Origin of the sequence: Asticcacaulis excentricus (assembly GCF_003966695.1) — a bacterium.
In the GTDB taxonomy this organism is placed as follows: domain Bacteria; phylum Pseudomonadota; class Alphaproteobacteria; order Caulobacterales; family Caulobacteraceae; genus Asticcacaulis; species Asticcacaulis excentricus_A.
Window position 1 is genome coordinate 378,035 of record NZ_AP018827.1, and the last position, 15,107, is coordinate 393,141.

The window sequence follows — 15,107 nt, forward strand, 5'->3', positions numbered from 1 at the left end:
TTGGGGCCTTTTGAAGACGGTACGCGCTTAAGATGAGGGAGAAGGGGTCGGTTTTAGCCGGGGTTGGCAGGGCACCATTTTGAAAGGGACATTGCGCGCTTCGCAGGCGGCGCGAGTCAAGGGTTGATGGTAGGTCAGCGGGGCGATCCACATAAAGCCCGCTGCGGCCCCGATACAGACAACCCCCAGCACGTAGTCTTTATGCTTTTCGATCCAGGCAAAGCGGCTTTTCAGCACCTGATAAAGCAGGGGCAAAAGCATGAAGCTGAGCAGCAGGCCCGCAAAATAGTGGTAGATATACATGACCCGCTGCGTGCCAAGCCAGATGTGGATCAGCATAAACACGACCCACATGCCGACAATGGCGGCCGCCATATCCATATCGTGCGTATCAAGCCATGGCTTTTTCTGGAAGGCGCGCTGGGCCAGAAGCACCAGCGTGCCCAACAGCGCCAGCCCGCCCAGCGTCCAGTTGAACAGGTTGCCTGCCATCTGCACATAGCTGGTGCGGCCATTATGGGCGTCCCAGCGATAGGTGATGTTCTTGTGCATCAGCGGCCACAGGGCCGGATTGGACCCGTTCTTTTCCGTTTTGACAATGCCGGTGAAGTCATTGTTCATGAAGCGGAAATAGCCATTGGTGGCATCGTATAACACCTGCGGTGTCAGGGGGCCGCGCTGTTCAAGCCACGCCTTGTAAGGCTCGGTGATGAAGGGGGCGTCCTTACGCCCGGCATCGCTTTTGAAATCCGGTGCCACCGGGTTGAGCACGGTGTGCAGCACAAAGATCGACACCATGATGGCGGTAAAGCTGGCGGAAACGGCCACGGCCTTGGCGGCGATATGGCCGATCGTGCGGTCCATCGGCCAGCGGCTGCGCATCAGGTCGCGCAGGGCGGTAAAGGCCGGAAGCGCCAGCAGCACGATCGTATTGACCTTGACCATAAAGCTCAGGCCGATCAGCGCGCCGAACAGGGCGGCGTGCTTCCAACTGTCCTTTTGCGGGTCACAGAAGGCGCGCAACCACACCAGTATGCCCCCCAGCGCAAAGGTAATCTGGAACGGATCGAGATGCCCGGCGCGGAAATGCACAATCAGCGCGTTTTCAAACACGTAGAGCAGGCTGAATATGGCGGCGGAAAAGGCTTCGCGCGTTATGGTCAGGCAGATCAGATAGAACAGAACCGCCCCGGCCGCCCCGAACAGGCCCCCCATCAGGCGCACGCCGGTAAAGCTGTAGCCTTTGGGGATTTTGCGGGTGTCGGTCTTTTTGACCTCGGCCAGAAAACGGCTATCGGCCTTTTTGGCGTCTCCGACAAGGTCGCGGCCGACCTTCATCAGCATGAAGCCCAGAGGCGGGTGCGAGGCGTAGGAGGCAATATGGCCTTCGTAGCGTTCCAGCGCCGTGACGTAGTAGCTTTCGTCCCAGAAGGCACTGGGCGGATCATTGAGATCGCGCGCAAAGTTGAAGCAGGCCAGACAGAGGACGGCAAACCCCAGAAGCCAGCGCAGTACAGGTTCGCGCCCCAGAACCTGCATCAGCGAGTCGTCGCCCCATTTGCCGCGGCGGAGTTGCGTCCAGCGGGTTTTGACATCGGCAAGCAGGGTGTCGGTCATTTCAATACGCGCGAGTGGGGCCCCGGCCCTTATGGCAAGCCGGGGCAGGGGCGGCAACCCCTATTTGTCGCTCCATACGCCCAGTTCATTGCCCGACGGGTCGGTGAAATGAAAACGCCTGCCACCGGGGAAGCTGAAGATGTCCTGCGTCAGGTGCCCGCCTGCCGCCACGACCGTGTCGCGTGACGCTTCGAGATTTTCAGAATAGAGGATAACCAGAGGTTTGGCCGGCCCGTTATCGGCGTCGAAACCGCCGTCGAGACCGGCTTCGGACAGGGCGGCATAGGTTGGGCCGTAGTCAATGAAGCGCCAGCCAAAGGCTGTTTCATAAAAGGCTTTGGTTTCGGGCAGGGCGGTGGCCTGCCATTCGACGTAGTCGATCTTGTGATGTTCGCTCATATCAGGCTCCAGACGCTGGCGGGTTTCACCGCGCGGTCTTCGATTTGGGTGTCGGTGTGGATGTCGAAGGTCGCCAGGCGCGCCAGCCCTTCGCCGGGCAAGTAGCTGCGGTGCGGGTCGCCGACATAGACGGCGATACCCTGCGCCCGGCCCTTGCGCAGAAATGTCAGCATGGCGGCGGTCATCGACTTTTCGTAGCAGATGTCCCCAGCCAGAATAACATCGACGGCGGGAGGCGCTTCCGCCAGCCGGTCGGTCCCGTCATAGATGAGGTCCACGCCGTTCAGAGCCGCATTGAGCGCTACGGCGGCCCCGGCGAACGGGTCGATATCATTGGCGATGACCTGCGCCGCCCCCAGCTTCGCCGCCACTATGCCGACCAGCCCGGAGCCACAGGCCAGATCGAGTACCCGCTTGCCCTTGACGACGTGCGGGTTTTGCCTGAGCCACAGGCCAAGCGCCTGACCGCCGGCCCACGGAAAGGCCCAGAAGGGCGGGGCCAGACCGTTTTGCGCCAGTTCGGCTTCGGTCATCTCCCACAGGCTCGTCACCTCCGCCGCTTGGTAGAGGCTCAGATCGGGCAGGGAGGGGACCGGCAGAGGGGTGGTGTGGGCGCGGATAAACGCCGCCGGTTCGCTCATTGAGTGGCCGCGGGGGGCGGCACGGGTTCCCCTGCAAAATCCGCCGCATAGGCCGGACTGATCAGGCCGCGCAACACCGCCTGTGGCACGCGGATCTGATAGGCGCCTTCGGCATAGGGGCCGACCTCATAGGGCGCGAAGAGGGCCTCGATCGCGCCGATCTTGCCAGAGGTGGTCGAAGCCACCAACGCCAGATGGCTGTCGATCAGCTTGGGGCAGGTGAAGCCGGTGGCGGTCTGCGTCGTCGGGGTTTGATTGCGGCGCGACCGTTCGGCCTCGATCTGACGGCAAAGAAATGCGTCGGCCGCAGCGAGGTCGGCATTGGGCGCGAACAACAGGCGCGCGTCGATGGCCTGTTTGGCCGTCTTGTCCCACAGCACGCTCTGATAATTGGCGTTCGGGTGGGCGCCGCCGGTAAATTCCGACTGCTCGGCATAGAGCGAGGCCAGATGCTCGGACTGCGCCGGCAGGGTCCAGGTTATCGAACGGAAATAGGGCGGCGGTTCGGAACCCGCAGCGCTCAGTTCCTTGCGGTCCTTGGCCGCCTGATCGCCAAAGGCCTTAAGCTCGCTCTGGCCTTCGGAATACAGGCGATTGTGCAGGTCCGGGAAGGCTTTGATCGCTTCGGGGAAGGTCAGCTTGACCTCGGCATCCGGGGTCGTTTGCGCAAACTCAAGCGGTGCGGCGGCCACGGGCGGGGCGTCATCCTTATGCGCCTCGTCCTTGCGCGAGCACGACGCCAGAGTCAGCGCGCAAAACGCGACCGTGATCAGCAGGTGCGGTCTCATCCGCATGTCTAACTCCTTAAGGTCGCCCATTGATTAAACCGACCAGTGCCCGATCAGGATGGCTGCGACCCACAACAGGCCGGTTTCGCGATTCGCTTTGAACAGCTTCAGAAGACGCGCGTTGTCATCGATTCGCAAGGTGTTGACCTGCCAGAACAGGTGCAGACACACGGCCGCAAGCCCGGCATAGAGCGGCCAGCTCAGGCCGCCGAGTATGGCCCCTGTGCCGGTCAGGGCCACGGCGGCGGCGTAAAACAGTGAAACGCCGCTTTTGCCTTGGCTGCCTAAGGCGCGGGCCGAGGATTTGACCCCGATCATAGCGTCGTCCTCTATGTCCTGATAGGCGTAGATGGTGTCGTACCCCAGGGTCCAGAAGATCAGACCCGCATAGAAGATGACCGCGGCAAGGCTCAGAGTTCCGGTCATGGTGGCGACGCCCATCAGAAAGCCCCAATTGAAGGTCAGGCCCAGCCACGCCTGCGGCCACCAGGTGATGCGCTTCATAAAGGGATAGGCGGCGACCAGCCCCAAGGACGCTACCCCCAGCCAGATGGCGGTCGGGCTCAGTTGCAACAGGACAAGGAGGCTGATCAGCGAGCACAGGGCGACGAACAACAGGGCCTGTTTGGGGCTGATTTGCCCGGACGGGATGGGACGCAGGCGCGTGCGTTCGACCTGTGCATCGAAATCGCGGTCCACGAAGTCGTTATAGGCGCAGCCCGCCCCACGCATCAAAGCGGAGCCCAGCGCAAACAGGACCAGCCTATAGGCCACCTCCAGCGACCACGGATTCGCCGCCCCGAAAACCAGTCCCATCGCCCCCGGCAGGAACAGCAGCCAGATACCGATGGGCCGGTCGAAACGCCCGAGCCTCAGCCACGGGCGCAGGGGGGCAGGGGCATAGAGATCGACCCAGTTGGCTTTGGGGGCGTCGGGGAGGGCAAGGGGATCGTGAGTCATGGGCCCTCATTTGCGCCTTTCGCGGGCAGGTGTCGAGGCCCAAGGCGCGCGCCTGTTCGTTTCATCGCTAGGCACGAGGTTTGGCAAGCTACCTGTTGGTGATGGCTACTACATTACAAATGGTACATGTTTTAAAATGGTATCTTGCAATAAATAGTAGCTTGTCATATACACCTCTTCATCACGGGGCGCACACGGCTCCGTCGAAAGGAAACCGGAGATGGCTGAAACCATTGACATTCAACTGAAGAAAGGCGTGCTCGGCCTGTGCGTGCTGGCGCTTCTGGCCCGCAACGAGAGCTACGCCTATGAAATCGCTTCCACCCTGTCCGATGCGATCGGAATGGGCGAAGGCACCATCTATCCGCTGATGCGGCGGATGCAGAGCGACGGGCTGGTCGATACGCGACTGGTCGAATCCTCATCGGGACCGTCGCGCAAATATTACCGCCTGACCGAGGCCGGTCACGCGGCACTGGCGGCGCAGGCCGCTGAATGGCGCGGCTTTGCCCGCAGCGTCGATGCGCTGCTGGATGCCGCACCGCCTGAGCCGCAACCGGCTCCTACCGAAACGCAAGAGGGGTAAGGGACATGACCCGCAACGAATTTATCAATCGGCTTAAGCAAGGCCTGACGGGCCTGCCCGCCGCTTCCATCGCCGATGTGGTCGCCGACTACGAAGCCCATTTCACGGACGGCGTCGCCGCCGGTCGCAGCGAGGCCGAAGTGGCTGCTGCCCTGGGTGATCCGGCACGTCTGGCGCGCGAACTGCGGGCCGAAATCGGCCTGAAACAGTGGGAAGACACCAAGTCGCCCTCTTCGGCGGTCAGCGCGGTGTTTGCCGTTCTGGGGCTTGGGGCCATCGACATCCTGATCCTGCTGCCGCTGCTGATGGGCGTCATCGGCACCCTGTTTGGCTTCTTCATGAGCGCTATCGGTATCTTTATCGCCAGCGGCGTCGTCTTCGCGACCGGGGCCTTCTGGATGCCGGGCGGTGTGTTTGCCGCGCTTCTGGGCGGTGTCGGCGGGATGGCTCTGGCCGTTACCATTGCCGGCCTTACCGCTATCGTCAGCGTGTGGCTGGTCAACGGTCTCGTCTGGTACGCCCGTCTGCACTATCGCCTGCTGAAACCCGCGCTTGATGCGCAGAACGCCTGATCGGAGGAGGGAAGACCATGATGATCCGTAAACTTGCCATTATTTCCGGCTCCGCCTTCGTCCTGTCGGTCGCGTGCCTCGCCGGTGCCGCCGGTCTGGCCAGCCATGACATCGCCAAAAACGGCGGGGTGTGGACCCTGTCGGATGTGGGAGATGGAAACAATAACATCCACTTCATGAAGACCACCAAGGCCGATATCGCGCCCACCGTGACGCGCACCCTTGTGTGGAGCGGTAGTGAACAGCTCAAGATCGACGTCCCGGCTGAGGTGGTCTATACTCAGGGGGCCACGCCTTCGGTGACCGTCAACGGGCCTAAGGCCCTGACCGATCGGGTGCGCCTCGAAAACGGACGTCTCTATCTGGCCGATGGGCCGGATGTCGAAAAGGTGGTGCAGTTCCGCTTCGGGCCGGGCCATATCGAAGCCCACGCCAGTGACGAGCTGAAAATCGTCATCACGGCGCCTTCGGTGAAGGATTTCGAGATTTCCGGCGCTGGCGATCTCCGGGTCAGCGCCTACGACCAGCCGACGATTGATCTGCGTATCAGTGGCTCCGGCTCGGCCGAAGTGACGGGTAAGGCCAAGGCGCTGAAGCTCGACATCACCGGTGCGGGCGAAGCCGACCTGTCGGGTCTCAGCGTCGAAGACGCCGATGTCAGCATCTCCGGCTCAGGGGATGCCACCATCGCTCCGACCGGCAAGGTCAAGGTCGATGTGTCCGGATCGGGCAATGTCGATCTGCAAACCCGCCCGGCGCAACTCGATACCCGCATCAGCGGTGCGGGCAGCGTCGAGCAGGACTAAGCTGAGATAAGGCCTCTTCGCTTGCGCGGAGAGGCCTTTTGCTGATCACAGGAATCCGAAATGTGGCTGCGCCACCTTGGCCGCCGCCTCAATGGCGGCTTCAGCGGAATGATTTCAGTAGAAAACATTCCGCTCTCATTGATCAATTATAAAACAATCAGTTGCTAGAAAAACGGGCGGAGATCGACTGTACGACCCCCGCCCTTGGCTGATGCTCCGTTTTGGCGTTATCGGAGACTATTTAAAAAGAATGACTTATACCATGGGTCATTGGAAATGACTCTTGGTATTCCGTTCGAGAATTTCTCATGTTTCCAATACATATGAGACATTCTCGAGTTCACAACGGCCGGATGCGGTCAGCATCTTCGGCCGTTGGTATTATCGTGACTCGGTGACGAGCGTTCCGCGCAGCTTTTTGATGCGCGCTTCACCGGAGGCGCCGCCGATGTTCAGCGCAGTGAGGATGTATGTCCGGGTCTGCGCCGTCAGCGCGTAGGTCCCTGGTCGGGTAAATCGGGCGTTCAAACGGACATTTAACAGCTCACATTCCTCGTTGGCCACCCAGAGCGCAGGTGCAAAGGCCGTACACGACACACCATCGCCATCGCCCGGTTGTGACTCGCTGCCTACGATGCGGGCCGAGACACTGCTCGTGCTCGCGGCGGAGCCGAAAATACCTACGGCCTGCGCCCTGGCGGTCATGTCCACAGTCATGGTCGCGTCTACCGTTTCGTTCGACCGGATCCGAAACTCGTGAAGGTACTCGCCTTCGTTCTCGCAGCCGCCCGTGGAAATCGCGACGGCCTTATTGGTCATATAGCCGCCAGAGACGTTGATTTCACCGCCGGCGATCTGACCGCAGCCCACATCCTTACTGATTGTGTAGTCTTCCGTGACCAGATTTTTGACCTTACGTGACGGCGTCGGTGCGGGCAATGACTCGCTGGCCGGCGCGCTTTTGCGGCTGGCAGCCTGCATTTTCGGGGCGGCCACGATGCTGAGGTTGTCGGTCACCCGGAAGTCCATGTCCGGTGCGGCGACGGCCATTTCGCGGGCCATGGCGTTGAGATCGACATTGCTTTCGCGCAGGGCCGCCTGATAGGCCGCCTTGTTCTTGGCTTGATAGGCCTTCATCAGGCCCTCGCGCTTGTCTTCGTCGGATTCCTGCTGAATGACGCGCAGTTCAGCTTCCATGCTGGCTTTCAGGGCTTCCTTGCCACGGAAGGCCTGAAGCAGGCGCTGGTCCTGACGCTGGGCGATGAGCTTGAGTTGGCTTAACTGGGCCGGCTGAATCTTGGCAAGGGCGGTCGTGTTCAGTTCAGCACGTTTCAGGGCTGGCTGAGCGACGGCGGTGAGGGGGGACAGGGCGAGCGGCATCAGAGCCAGAGCCGCGCATACTGTCGTAGTCAGAGATGATTTACGCATAGATGTCTCCTTTTCAGGGTGAAATATCTGTTGTCTTTAGGTCGGGAAGATAAGTTTTAAGCTTTACTGGTACTGCAACGTGCACCGGAAAGGGCTCATCCATTCAGAGATTGCTCTTTGGATTCAGTCTCAACGATGCGGCGTTACTCTCAGGGCGCGATAAGCTCCCTCAGAATGTCTTCGTTGTCGTGCGGCAGGTTGGGCCACGACAGCGGCGCATCGGATTTGCGCGCCCGACTAAACAGGCGCGAACGCGACAGGGTTTCGGTGACGGTGTCGAGGTCGGAGCCGGGGGCGATGGTCTTGTCCCAAAGCGTCATCAGGCGTTCGACGTCGGTCGGCCGGCTCCATGGGCGGCTGTTGAATGCCTGAACTGGCGACGGCGTGACCAGCACCAGCACGGCGTCGCGGCGTTCATTGGTGACGCGGCGGTTGAAGCCGGACCCGATCAGCGGGGCGTCCCCCAGAATCGGGGTCTTGGTCACCGAAGAATCGCGCACGCTTTCAGACAGGCCCGACAGAATGAGCGTCGTGCCAAAGCGGACTTCGACCGTGGTCGAGACGGTTTGCCGCCACGTGTTGAGCGCCTCGTTGAACGTGCCCGCCGGTTCGCCGGACAGAAACGAGCGGGTCACCTCGATCTTCAGCCGCGTGCCTTGGGCGGTGATGTCCAGCGGCGTGACCTTGACCTGCGTGCCGATGTCGATGTTTTCGAGCTGCGAGAAATTGATCCCCTTCACCGCCACCTTGGTCGAGCGGCCCACGAAAAAGTCCGAAGGTTCTCCGCGATAGGCGGTCAGCATGGGGCGGGCGACCACCTGGTAGTACTGGCCAAAACGATTGAAAAGATTTAGATTATAGGTGAGCTGAGGCAGGGTGATGGTGTCGGTGATGGTGCGCGCCACGCCCGTGTCGCTGCCCGAATGCGTCTGCTGATCCTGACGGCCATACTGCAACTGAAGGCCATCCAGCAGGTTCAGGCCGATGGAGTCGCGCTGGGCATTTTGCGACAGGATAATGGCGACATCGACCGAGACCTGATCCGGTGAACCGGACCCATCGGGTGTGGGCACAGCCTCCGTATCCGCGTTCTGAGCGCGGGCCAGTTCCTGCATCCGCGTTCTGATGGCGGGGGCCCCCGCTGGGGCCAACAGGGCCAGTTGCTGATAGGCGATTTCGGCGGCCTGCGTCTGACCGGTCGCGGTATGGGCAAGGCTGAGCAAACGCAGCGCATGGGCTTTGAGGTCAGGGCTTGCCGCTAAACTGGCGGCACGACTGGCCGCTCTGGCGGACAGGTGCGGATCACCGGCCATGTAGGCACTGCTCGCCAGTCCCGTCAGGGCGCGCGCATCCTCCGGGCGCAGGATGACGGCCCGCGCATAGTAGGCCTGCGCCTGCCCGTAGCGTCCGCGATCGAACGCAGCCTTTCCGGCCAGTGCGGCCGCCCAGAAGCTGTCCTGCCCGCTACGCAGGGCCAGATCATAACCCGCCAGTGCCAGATCCAGATGCCCGGGGTCGCTGGACGCCGCAGACTGATAGGTCAGAGCCAGAAGCGTCTGAAGCGCCGGGTCAGATGGTGAGCGGGCGGCCGCATCGCCAAAGCCCTTGCGCGCTGTGGCAAGATCACCGTGGCGCAGGGCGTCCGCCGCATCAGCAGGCGTTACGATGTGTGCCACAGGCGACGGACTGACGGGAGCTGTAGCGCAGGCGCAGACGCTGCACATTAGCAGTGAGGTCAGGGTGGCGCGGAGAAGGGGCGTGGCTTTCATGCGTTTCAGGCCTCCAAAGCCCAGATGGCCCGTACCCCCGGCAGGGTGAGGGCGAGGAAATGACCCTGAGCATCGCGTTCAAACGCCCAGGCGGTGAAAAAGGGGTCGTCGGAAAAGGGCAGGCGCACGGTTTGCGTGTCTTCGACAAAGCAGGGGAGGTAGCGGCTGTTGTCCGGGGCCCTTAGCGCTTGCCGGATGACAGAGCGTTCGGCGGCTGAGCGCTGATCAAAGTCCGCAGGACAGGGATCGGGGGCCTGCGGCACCGGTGGCAAGGCGGCATAAAGGGCGTTGAACTCTGGCGCGCGCGCGGTGCCGCCTACAGGCCGGTCAATGCCGCCAGCCGCTGTGATCAGACGGTTGAAATTGACCGGGGCGATGGCCTTGCCGGATTGGGTGAGGCGCGACAGCTTGCGTTGGTAAAGCCCCCGGCGACGGGCATGGGCCTCGACCGGCGTGCCGTTGATGAGCAGGAGCAACACCTGCGTGCCGCCAAACTCCGCCAACTGGCAGATGGCGCTCTGGTGCGCGGCCATCAAAGCCTTGACGCTCGCCGAAGACGTGAACGCCGTCGCGGCTATGGTCAACGGCGCGGCCATCACCGTGGCGGCGGTCGATCCGAGTGCGGCTCTGCGCGTCCATAAACCCATCTGCATCCCCTTGGCCAGCGGTCAGGAGGCGATGAGCGCCTGTGCCGCTAAGATGAGGAAAGCATGAAGGTTTTTTGAAGTTTGGCCATGTCGCAACTTGTTGCACGACGTGAGAAAACGCCGCGCTCAGGTGTCGCAATCTGTTGCAGTGTGGGTCAGGCGGCGCGGCGGGCGCGCAGCGACTGGAGCAGGGTGTTGATTTCGGCGTCGTCGGGCCACAGCCGCGCGATGCGCGCACTGAGCCCCGCTTCGCCCCACGATTCCCCGCGCTCCGTGGCGGTTTTCAGGAATCTTAGGACGTCCGCCCGGTTTTGAGCCACAGAGGCCAGAAACACGGGCCAGACGTGTGTGCGGCGCGGGTTGGCGGCAACCTCCTCAAGCGCCTTTTTCATCAAAAGCGCCTGAACGGCCGGGGCGCCGGATTTCAGGGATGCGCGCAATTGCGCGGCATAGGCTTCGAGGTCGCTTTCATCCCGAAGGCGCGCAAATTCGCTGAAGTCCTGCACGTAACCGACATAATCGCCGTCCGCCAGCTTGATAAGACTTGTGCAATCAAACAACACCGGTGAGCTGGCATTCTGCTGCCTGAGTTGCCCAAAGGCCGCCTTGGCAGCGGCGTCATCGCCTGCGGCCCATTGCGCCCAGGCCAGATCGATCTGAATAGAAATGGAGCCGGGTTCAATCAGCCGGGCCGTATTCAGCTCTTTCAGCGCGGCGCTGTGTTGGCCGTTGTCTGACAGGACGTTTCCGTACCAGAAATGGGTCTGGGCTTCACCGGGCTTCAGCGACAGGGCGCGGCGGAAGGCATCCCCCGCCTTGGCCGGATCGTTTTCCCACCAGTAGGAAATAAAGCCAAGGGCCCGATGCGGAGAGGACAGGTTGGCATCGAGCTGTGAGGCCTTCAGAGCCGCGGCGCGGGCCTTGGTGAAGGCGTCTTCGTCGGTCATTTCGCCGAATTCACGCGAGAGCAGATAGGCGTCTGCCAGTCCCGCCCATGCAAGGGCCGAATCCGGCTGCTTCTCGATAAGGGTGGTAAACAGTGTGATCGCGCGCTTGAGGGATTGCGGTGTCCTCTGCGCCCAGGCGTCGCGCGCTTCGAGATAAAGAGAGGCCAGGGCGGGGTCAGCCGGCAGGCCTTGCGAGGCTGGTACGGGTTGCGGCCTTGGCCAGACATTACCCAAAGCAAAGATCAACGCCGTACCCATCAGGCTGATAACCGCCAGCCGACGCCAGTTGCGCTGCCAGAAGCCGGGTGCAGGGGCGGGTTGCGTATCGGGTTCTGCGTTGGTGTTTTCCGGGGTCTCTGCCGTCAGGTCCGTCTGATTGGCGGCCCATTTCTCCAACTCATCGACGAAGGCATAGACCGTTCCCGTCTTGCCGCCGGGCAGACGGCGCACGGGCAGACCACGGCTTTGGGCCCAGCGCATGACGGTCGTGCGGTCACGTCCGAAATGACCACCAATCGCCTTCCAGCCATCGAGCCGTCTGGATGACGCCATGCCCGTATACCCTCCCCAAGTCCTTGCCCGTTTGTTTTCTACCGTTTGGGGAATGGTGTGGCAACGCCAAACACGTGATATGGCAAAGTCTTGGTGTTAAGAGAAATCTGACAAACGTTCTCCGTGGAGCAGATTGTGTTTTACAGATTGGACCTACCGCTCGGGGCGCGTAAGTATCCAGGTGAGCGCTTCGATCTGTTCCTTCAGAGCGGCGACCTCCGTCGTCAGCTCGCCAATGGCTTCGGCTTCCGTGGCAGGGGGCGACGGCGTGCCTTTGTCCGCCTGAACCCGCTGCATGGCTTCCAGCATCACCCCGATAAACAGGTTCAGCACGGTAAAGGTCGCCACCAGAATGAAGACGATCATGAAGGGAATGGCGGCGGCATGGGTAGCCGCCAGACTGCGCGCCATGTCCGCCCAGCCTTCGAGCGTCATGATCTGAAACAGGCTGAACAGGGACGCATCCAGCGTGCCGAACCACTGCGGGTGCGTGGCCCCAAATAGCTGGCTGGCCATCACCGCTGAGACGTAATAGATGATCACCAGTATCGCGCCGATGGACCCGATACCGGGCAGTGCCGCCACTATGCCGCCGATGACGCGCCTCAGGCTGGGGAAAACGGAGATCAGACGCAAGACCCGCAGCACCCTGAGGGCGCGCAGAACACTGAAGGCGCCTGCGGCCGGAAGAAGAGACACGATGATGATGCTCGCATCAAACAGGTTCCACGGGTCACGAAAGAACCGCCAGCCCTGAGCAAACAGGCGCAGACCCAATTCCAGCACAAAGACGGACAGCAGGATCTGATCGATGGAGGACAGTAACGCGCCTGCCGAAGCCATGATCGCGGGATAGGTCTCCAGCCCCAGAACAATCGCGTTGAGAATAATCAGCGTGACGACTGTTGCGGTAAAGGCGGGGTGTTCGATGATCGTCAGGACCTGACGCCGTGCGGACCTGAACGTCATGGCCTGTGGCCTCCCGGTTTGTGGGTCTTGATAAGGGAAACAATCACACCGGCGGCAATCAGGCCCAGCGTCACCCCCAGCGAGATATTGGCAGGAAACTTCTCCAGGCCCATGGCATCGGCGATAAAGGTCTTCGAGCCAATGAAGATCAGCACGATGGCCAGAGCGGGTTTCAGATAGCGGAAGCGATGGATGATCGCCGCCAGCGCAAAGTACAGCGCGCGCAGTCCCAGAATGGCGAAGATATTGCTGGTGAAGACGATGAACGGGTCCAGCGTGATGGTGAAGATGGCCGGCACGCTATCGACCGCAAAGATCAGATCGACAAATTCGATCAGGGCCAGCGCGACCAGAAGCGGCGTGGCATAGGTGCGCCATTTGCCGGTTTTGGGATCAGGCTGACGGGTCAGGAACTTCTGCCCGTCAAGGCCGGCGCTGATCGGAAAGACGCGCCGCATAAGCTTCAGCAGCGGATTGTTGCCGATGTCCGGGTGCTTGTCGCCGACAAACAGCATCTTGATGCCGGTGAAAATCAGGAAGACGGCGAAGACATACAGCACCCAGCTGTATTGCGACACCAGCGTGGCTCCCAGCGCGATCATGATGCCGCGCAGGACTATAACGCCCAGTATCCCCCAGAACAGCACGCGATGCTGATAGAGGGGCGGGATGGCAAAATAGGTGAAGATCAGCGAGATAACGAAGACATTATCGAGCGCCAGTGTCTTTTCGACGATAAAGCCCGTCAGATATTCCTTACCGGCCTGATCGCCCAGCGACCACCACACCCAGCCCCCAAAGGCCAATGCGATGGCAATATAGAAGGCCGACATCCACAGGCTTTCGCGAATGCTGACCTCATGCGTCTTGCGATGCAGAACGCCGAGGTCGAAGGCCAGAAGCGCGATAACAATGCCGATGAAACCTGCCCACATCCACAGGGGCTTGTCCATCACCGGCGTGACAAGAAACTCCATCATACGGATCGATCCTGTTCATCAGAAAAGCGGGCGGTGTGGGGGCGCGCCGGACGCTGACGGGCATAGATGGGCATCAGTCCGTCGAGATTGAGCGCCACGATCTGGTTCATTTCGCCCTTATCGAGCCAGACGCCGCGGCATTGCGGGCATTTGTCGATCCGGACGGGTCCGTGAGTCTTTTCCTTGAGCGGTATCTGGCAGTCGGGACAGCAGCGCAGGGGCATGGGGTCGCCTGTTTGGAATGAATATCAACCTGTCATGTCTAGCGCGACCCTATGCTGCATTTCCGTTGGGAAGTCAGGCCGATGGCGCTGTTTTTCCGTGGCGTCATTTTTACGGCGCGTTTACAGCCCGGCGGCGCGAAAACAGCGAACTGAGGCCCCGTTCGATACAGCGCCTTGGCGTATCGGCACGCTAGGGTGAAGGGGCTCAGAACGAGAGCGAGCCTTTCAAGCGAACCCCTCAAAGGAGATGACAATGCAGCCCCGCGGCCACTCCCGCGACCTGTTCAATGGGAGCGGAGCCACCACCAGAACCCTGGCCATGGACGGCGATCTGCGCCGCTACATGATGGGCATATATAACCGTATGGGTCTGGCCTTGCTGATCTCAGGCGGTGTCGCCTTTCTGGCGGCGCAATCCCCCGGCTTCATCAATGCGGTTTACGTCATGTCGGGCGACCGCATCAGCGGCCTGACGGGCCTCGGATGGGGTCTGGCCTTTGCGCCCCTGGTGATGGCCATGGTGTTAGGCTTCGGCGTGATGCGCATGAGCCTCGCGACAGCGCAATTCAGCTTCTGGGTCTTTGCCGCCATTATGGGCCTGTCGCTGACCTCGATCGTGCTGGCCTACACCGGTGCCTCCATTGCGCAGGCCTTTCTGATCACGGCGATCACCTTCGGCCTGACCAGCTTCTGGGGCTACACCACCAAACAGGACCTGACGCGTTTCGGCGGGTTTCTCATGATGGCCGTTATCGGCCTGATCGTCGCCAGTCTGGTCAACCTGTTACTCCAGAGTTCGTGGCTGCAACTGGCCTTGTCGGCTCTCGGCGTGCTGATCTTCACCGCGCTGACGGCCTATGACACCCAACGCCTGAAGGGTCTCTATTACGACCTGTCCGATCAGGGGGAGACCCGCGGCAAGATCATGATCCTGGGGGCCCTGTCGCTCTACATCAACGTCATCAACATCTTCACCAGCCTGCTGCACCTTACCGGTGAGCGGCGATAACCGGGAGAGACGACCATGGACTACGATGATTTTTACTTCGACGAAACCGGCAATCCCTACCGCGAGCGCCGCTCCCGCCGGGCCGCCGAACGTGAAGAAGACATCCTGATCGACACTCTGAGTTTCCGCTCTTCGCGCCGCGAGGCCCGCAAGCGCACCGAGCGCATGAATAACAGATTGTTGCGGTAAAGGGATCGGTTCCCGCGCCATCGC

General features: G+C 61.3%; 17 protein-coding genes. 5 read left to right on the forward strand and 12 right to left on the reverse strand.

Going from position 1 to position 15,107, the window contains the following annotated elements:
- Positions 1–27 precede the first annotated feature (27 nt).
- The 5 genes from EM6_RS01865 to ubiA are packed head-to-tail and all read right to left on the reverse strand — an operon-like array spanning position 28 to position 4,405.
- The gene (locus tag EM6_RS01865) at positions 28–1,617 is read right to left on the reverse strand and encodes an ArnT family glycosyltransferase (protein ID WP_126419838.1); all 1,590 of its coding nucleotides are present in this window, start codon (positions 1,615–1,617) and stop codon (positions 28–30) included.
- Between the two features lie 60 nt (positions 1,618–1,677).
- Complete coding sequence (locus EM6_RS01870) at positions 1,678–2,016, reverse strand: VOC family protein (protein ID WP_126419840.1); 339 nt, start codon at positions 2,014–2,016, stop codon at positions 1,678–1,680.
- Entirely contained in the window at positions 2,013–2,657 is a 645-nt protein-coding gene (locus EM6_RS01875) for a class I SAM-dependent methyltransferase (protein ID WP_126419842.1), read from the reverse strand. The genes EM6_RS01870 and EM6_RS01875 overlap by 4 nt, the downstream gene beginning before the upstream one ends.
- On the reverse strand, positions 2,654–3,451 hold the full coding sequence (locus EM6_RS01880) for a DUF3298 and DUF4163 domain-containing protein (RefSeq protein ID WP_126419844.1): 798 nt from the start codon (positions 3,449–3,451) through the stop codon (positions 2,654–2,656). The genes EM6_RS01875 and EM6_RS01880 overlap by 4 nt, the downstream gene beginning before the upstream one ends.
- A 27-nt stretch (positions 3,452–3,478) precedes the next feature.
- Positions 3,479–4,405, reverse strand: coding sequence for a 4-hydroxybenzoate octaprenyltransferase (ubiA, locus tag EM6_RS01885; RefSeq protein WP_126419846.1), 927 nt, complete (start codon positions 4,403–4,405; stop codon positions 3,479–3,481).
- Positions 4,406–4,625: 220 nt separating this feature from the next.
- Between ubiA and EM6_RS01890 the strand changes: the two genes are divergently transcribed.
- Genes EM6_RS01890 through EM6_RS01900 form a run of 3 tightly spaced genes read left to right on the forward strand, consistent with a single transcriptional unit; the run spans position 4,626 to position 6,369 of the window.
- On the forward strand, positions 4,626–4,991 hold the full coding sequence (locus EM6_RS01890) for a PadR family transcriptional regulator (RefSeq protein WP_126419848.1): 366 nt from the start codon (positions 4,626–4,628) through the stop codon (positions 4,989–4,991).
- A gap of 5 nt (positions 4,992–4,996) precedes the next feature.
- The gene (locus tag EM6_RS01895) at positions 4,997–5,563 is read left to right on the forward strand and encodes a DUF1700 domain-containing protein (protein ID WP_126419849.1); all 567 of its coding nucleotides are present in this window, start codon (positions 4,997–4,999) and stop codon (positions 5,561–5,563) included.
- A gap of 17 nt (positions 5,564–5,580) precedes the next feature.
- Positions 5,581–6,369 (forward strand): GIN domain-containing protein, encoded by a 789-nt coding sequence (locus EM6_RS01900; RefSeq protein WP_126419851.1) that lies wholly within the window; start codon positions 5,581–5,583, stop codon positions 6,367–6,369.
- Between the two features lie 381 nt (positions 6,370–6,750).
- Here the strand turns inward: EM6_RS01900 and EM6_RS01905 are convergent, their stop codons facing one another.
- The 7 genes from EM6_RS01905 to EM6_RS01935 all read right to left on the reverse strand — a co-directional run bounded on the left by EM6_RS01905 (position 6,751) and on the right by EM6_RS01935 (position 13,885).
- Positions 6,751–7,797: a hypothetical protein gene (locus EM6_RS01905; protein ID WP_126419853.1), complete on the reverse strand. Its 1,047-nt coding sequence runs from the start codon at positions 7,795–7,797 to the stop codon at positions 6,751–6,753.
- A gap of 149 nt (positions 7,798–7,946) precedes the next feature.
- Positions 7,947–9,566, reverse strand: a complete 1,620-nt coding sequence (locus EM6_RS01910; RefSeq protein WP_126419855.1) for a secretion protein — start codon at positions 9,564–9,566, stop codon at positions 7,947–7,949.
- A 5-nt stretch (positions 9,567–9,571) separates the two neighbouring features.
- Positions 9,572–10,213 carry a hypothetical protein gene (locus EM6_RS01915; protein WP_126419857.1) on the reverse strand — a complete coding sequence of 214 codons (642 nt, stop codon included), beginning with the start codon at positions 10,211–10,213 and terminating at the stop codon, positions 9,572–9,574.
- A 155-nt stretch (positions 10,214–10,368) separates the two neighbouring features.
- A complete protein-coding gene (locus EM6_RS01920; protein WP_126419859.1) occupies positions 10,369–11,712 on the reverse strand; it encodes a tetratricopeptide repeat protein in 1,344 nt (447 codons plus the stop codon).
- A 153-nt stretch (positions 11,713–11,865) separates the two neighbouring features.
- Entirely contained in the window at positions 11,866–12,681 is an 816-nt protein-coding gene (locus tag EM6_RS01925; RefSeq protein ID WP_126419861.1) for an ion transporter, read from the reverse strand.
- Entirely contained in the window at positions 12,678–13,658 is a 981-nt protein-coding gene (locus EM6_RS01930) for a TerC family protein (protein ID WP_197723602.1), read from the reverse strand. The genes EM6_RS01925 and EM6_RS01930 overlap by 4 nt, the downstream gene beginning before the upstream one ends.
- Positions 13,658–13,885 (reverse strand): zf-TFIIB domain-containing protein, encoded by a 228-nt coding sequence (locus EM6_RS01935; protein ID WP_126419865.1) that lies wholly within the window; start codon positions 13,883–13,885, stop codon positions 13,658–13,660. The genes EM6_RS01930 and EM6_RS01935 overlap by 1 nt, the downstream gene beginning before the upstream one ends.
- Positions 13,886–14,138: 253 nt before the next feature.
- Between EM6_RS01935 and EM6_RS01940 the strand changes: the two genes are divergently transcribed.
- Together EM6_RS01940 and EM6_RS17270 are read left to right on the forward strand one after the other, a co-directional pair.
- Complete coding sequence (locus EM6_RS01940; protein ID WP_126419867.1) at positions 14,139–14,894, forward strand: Bax inhibitor-1/YccA family protein; 756 nt, start codon at positions 14,139–14,141, stop codon at positions 14,892–14,894.
- 15 nt (positions 14,895–14,909) lie between these two features.
- Positions 14,910–15,083, forward strand: coding sequence for a hypothetical protein (locus tag EM6_RS17270; RefSeq protein WP_013478614.1), 174 nt, complete (start codon positions 14,910–14,912; stop codon positions 15,081–15,083).
- Positions 15,084–15,107 lie beyond the last annotated feature (24 nt).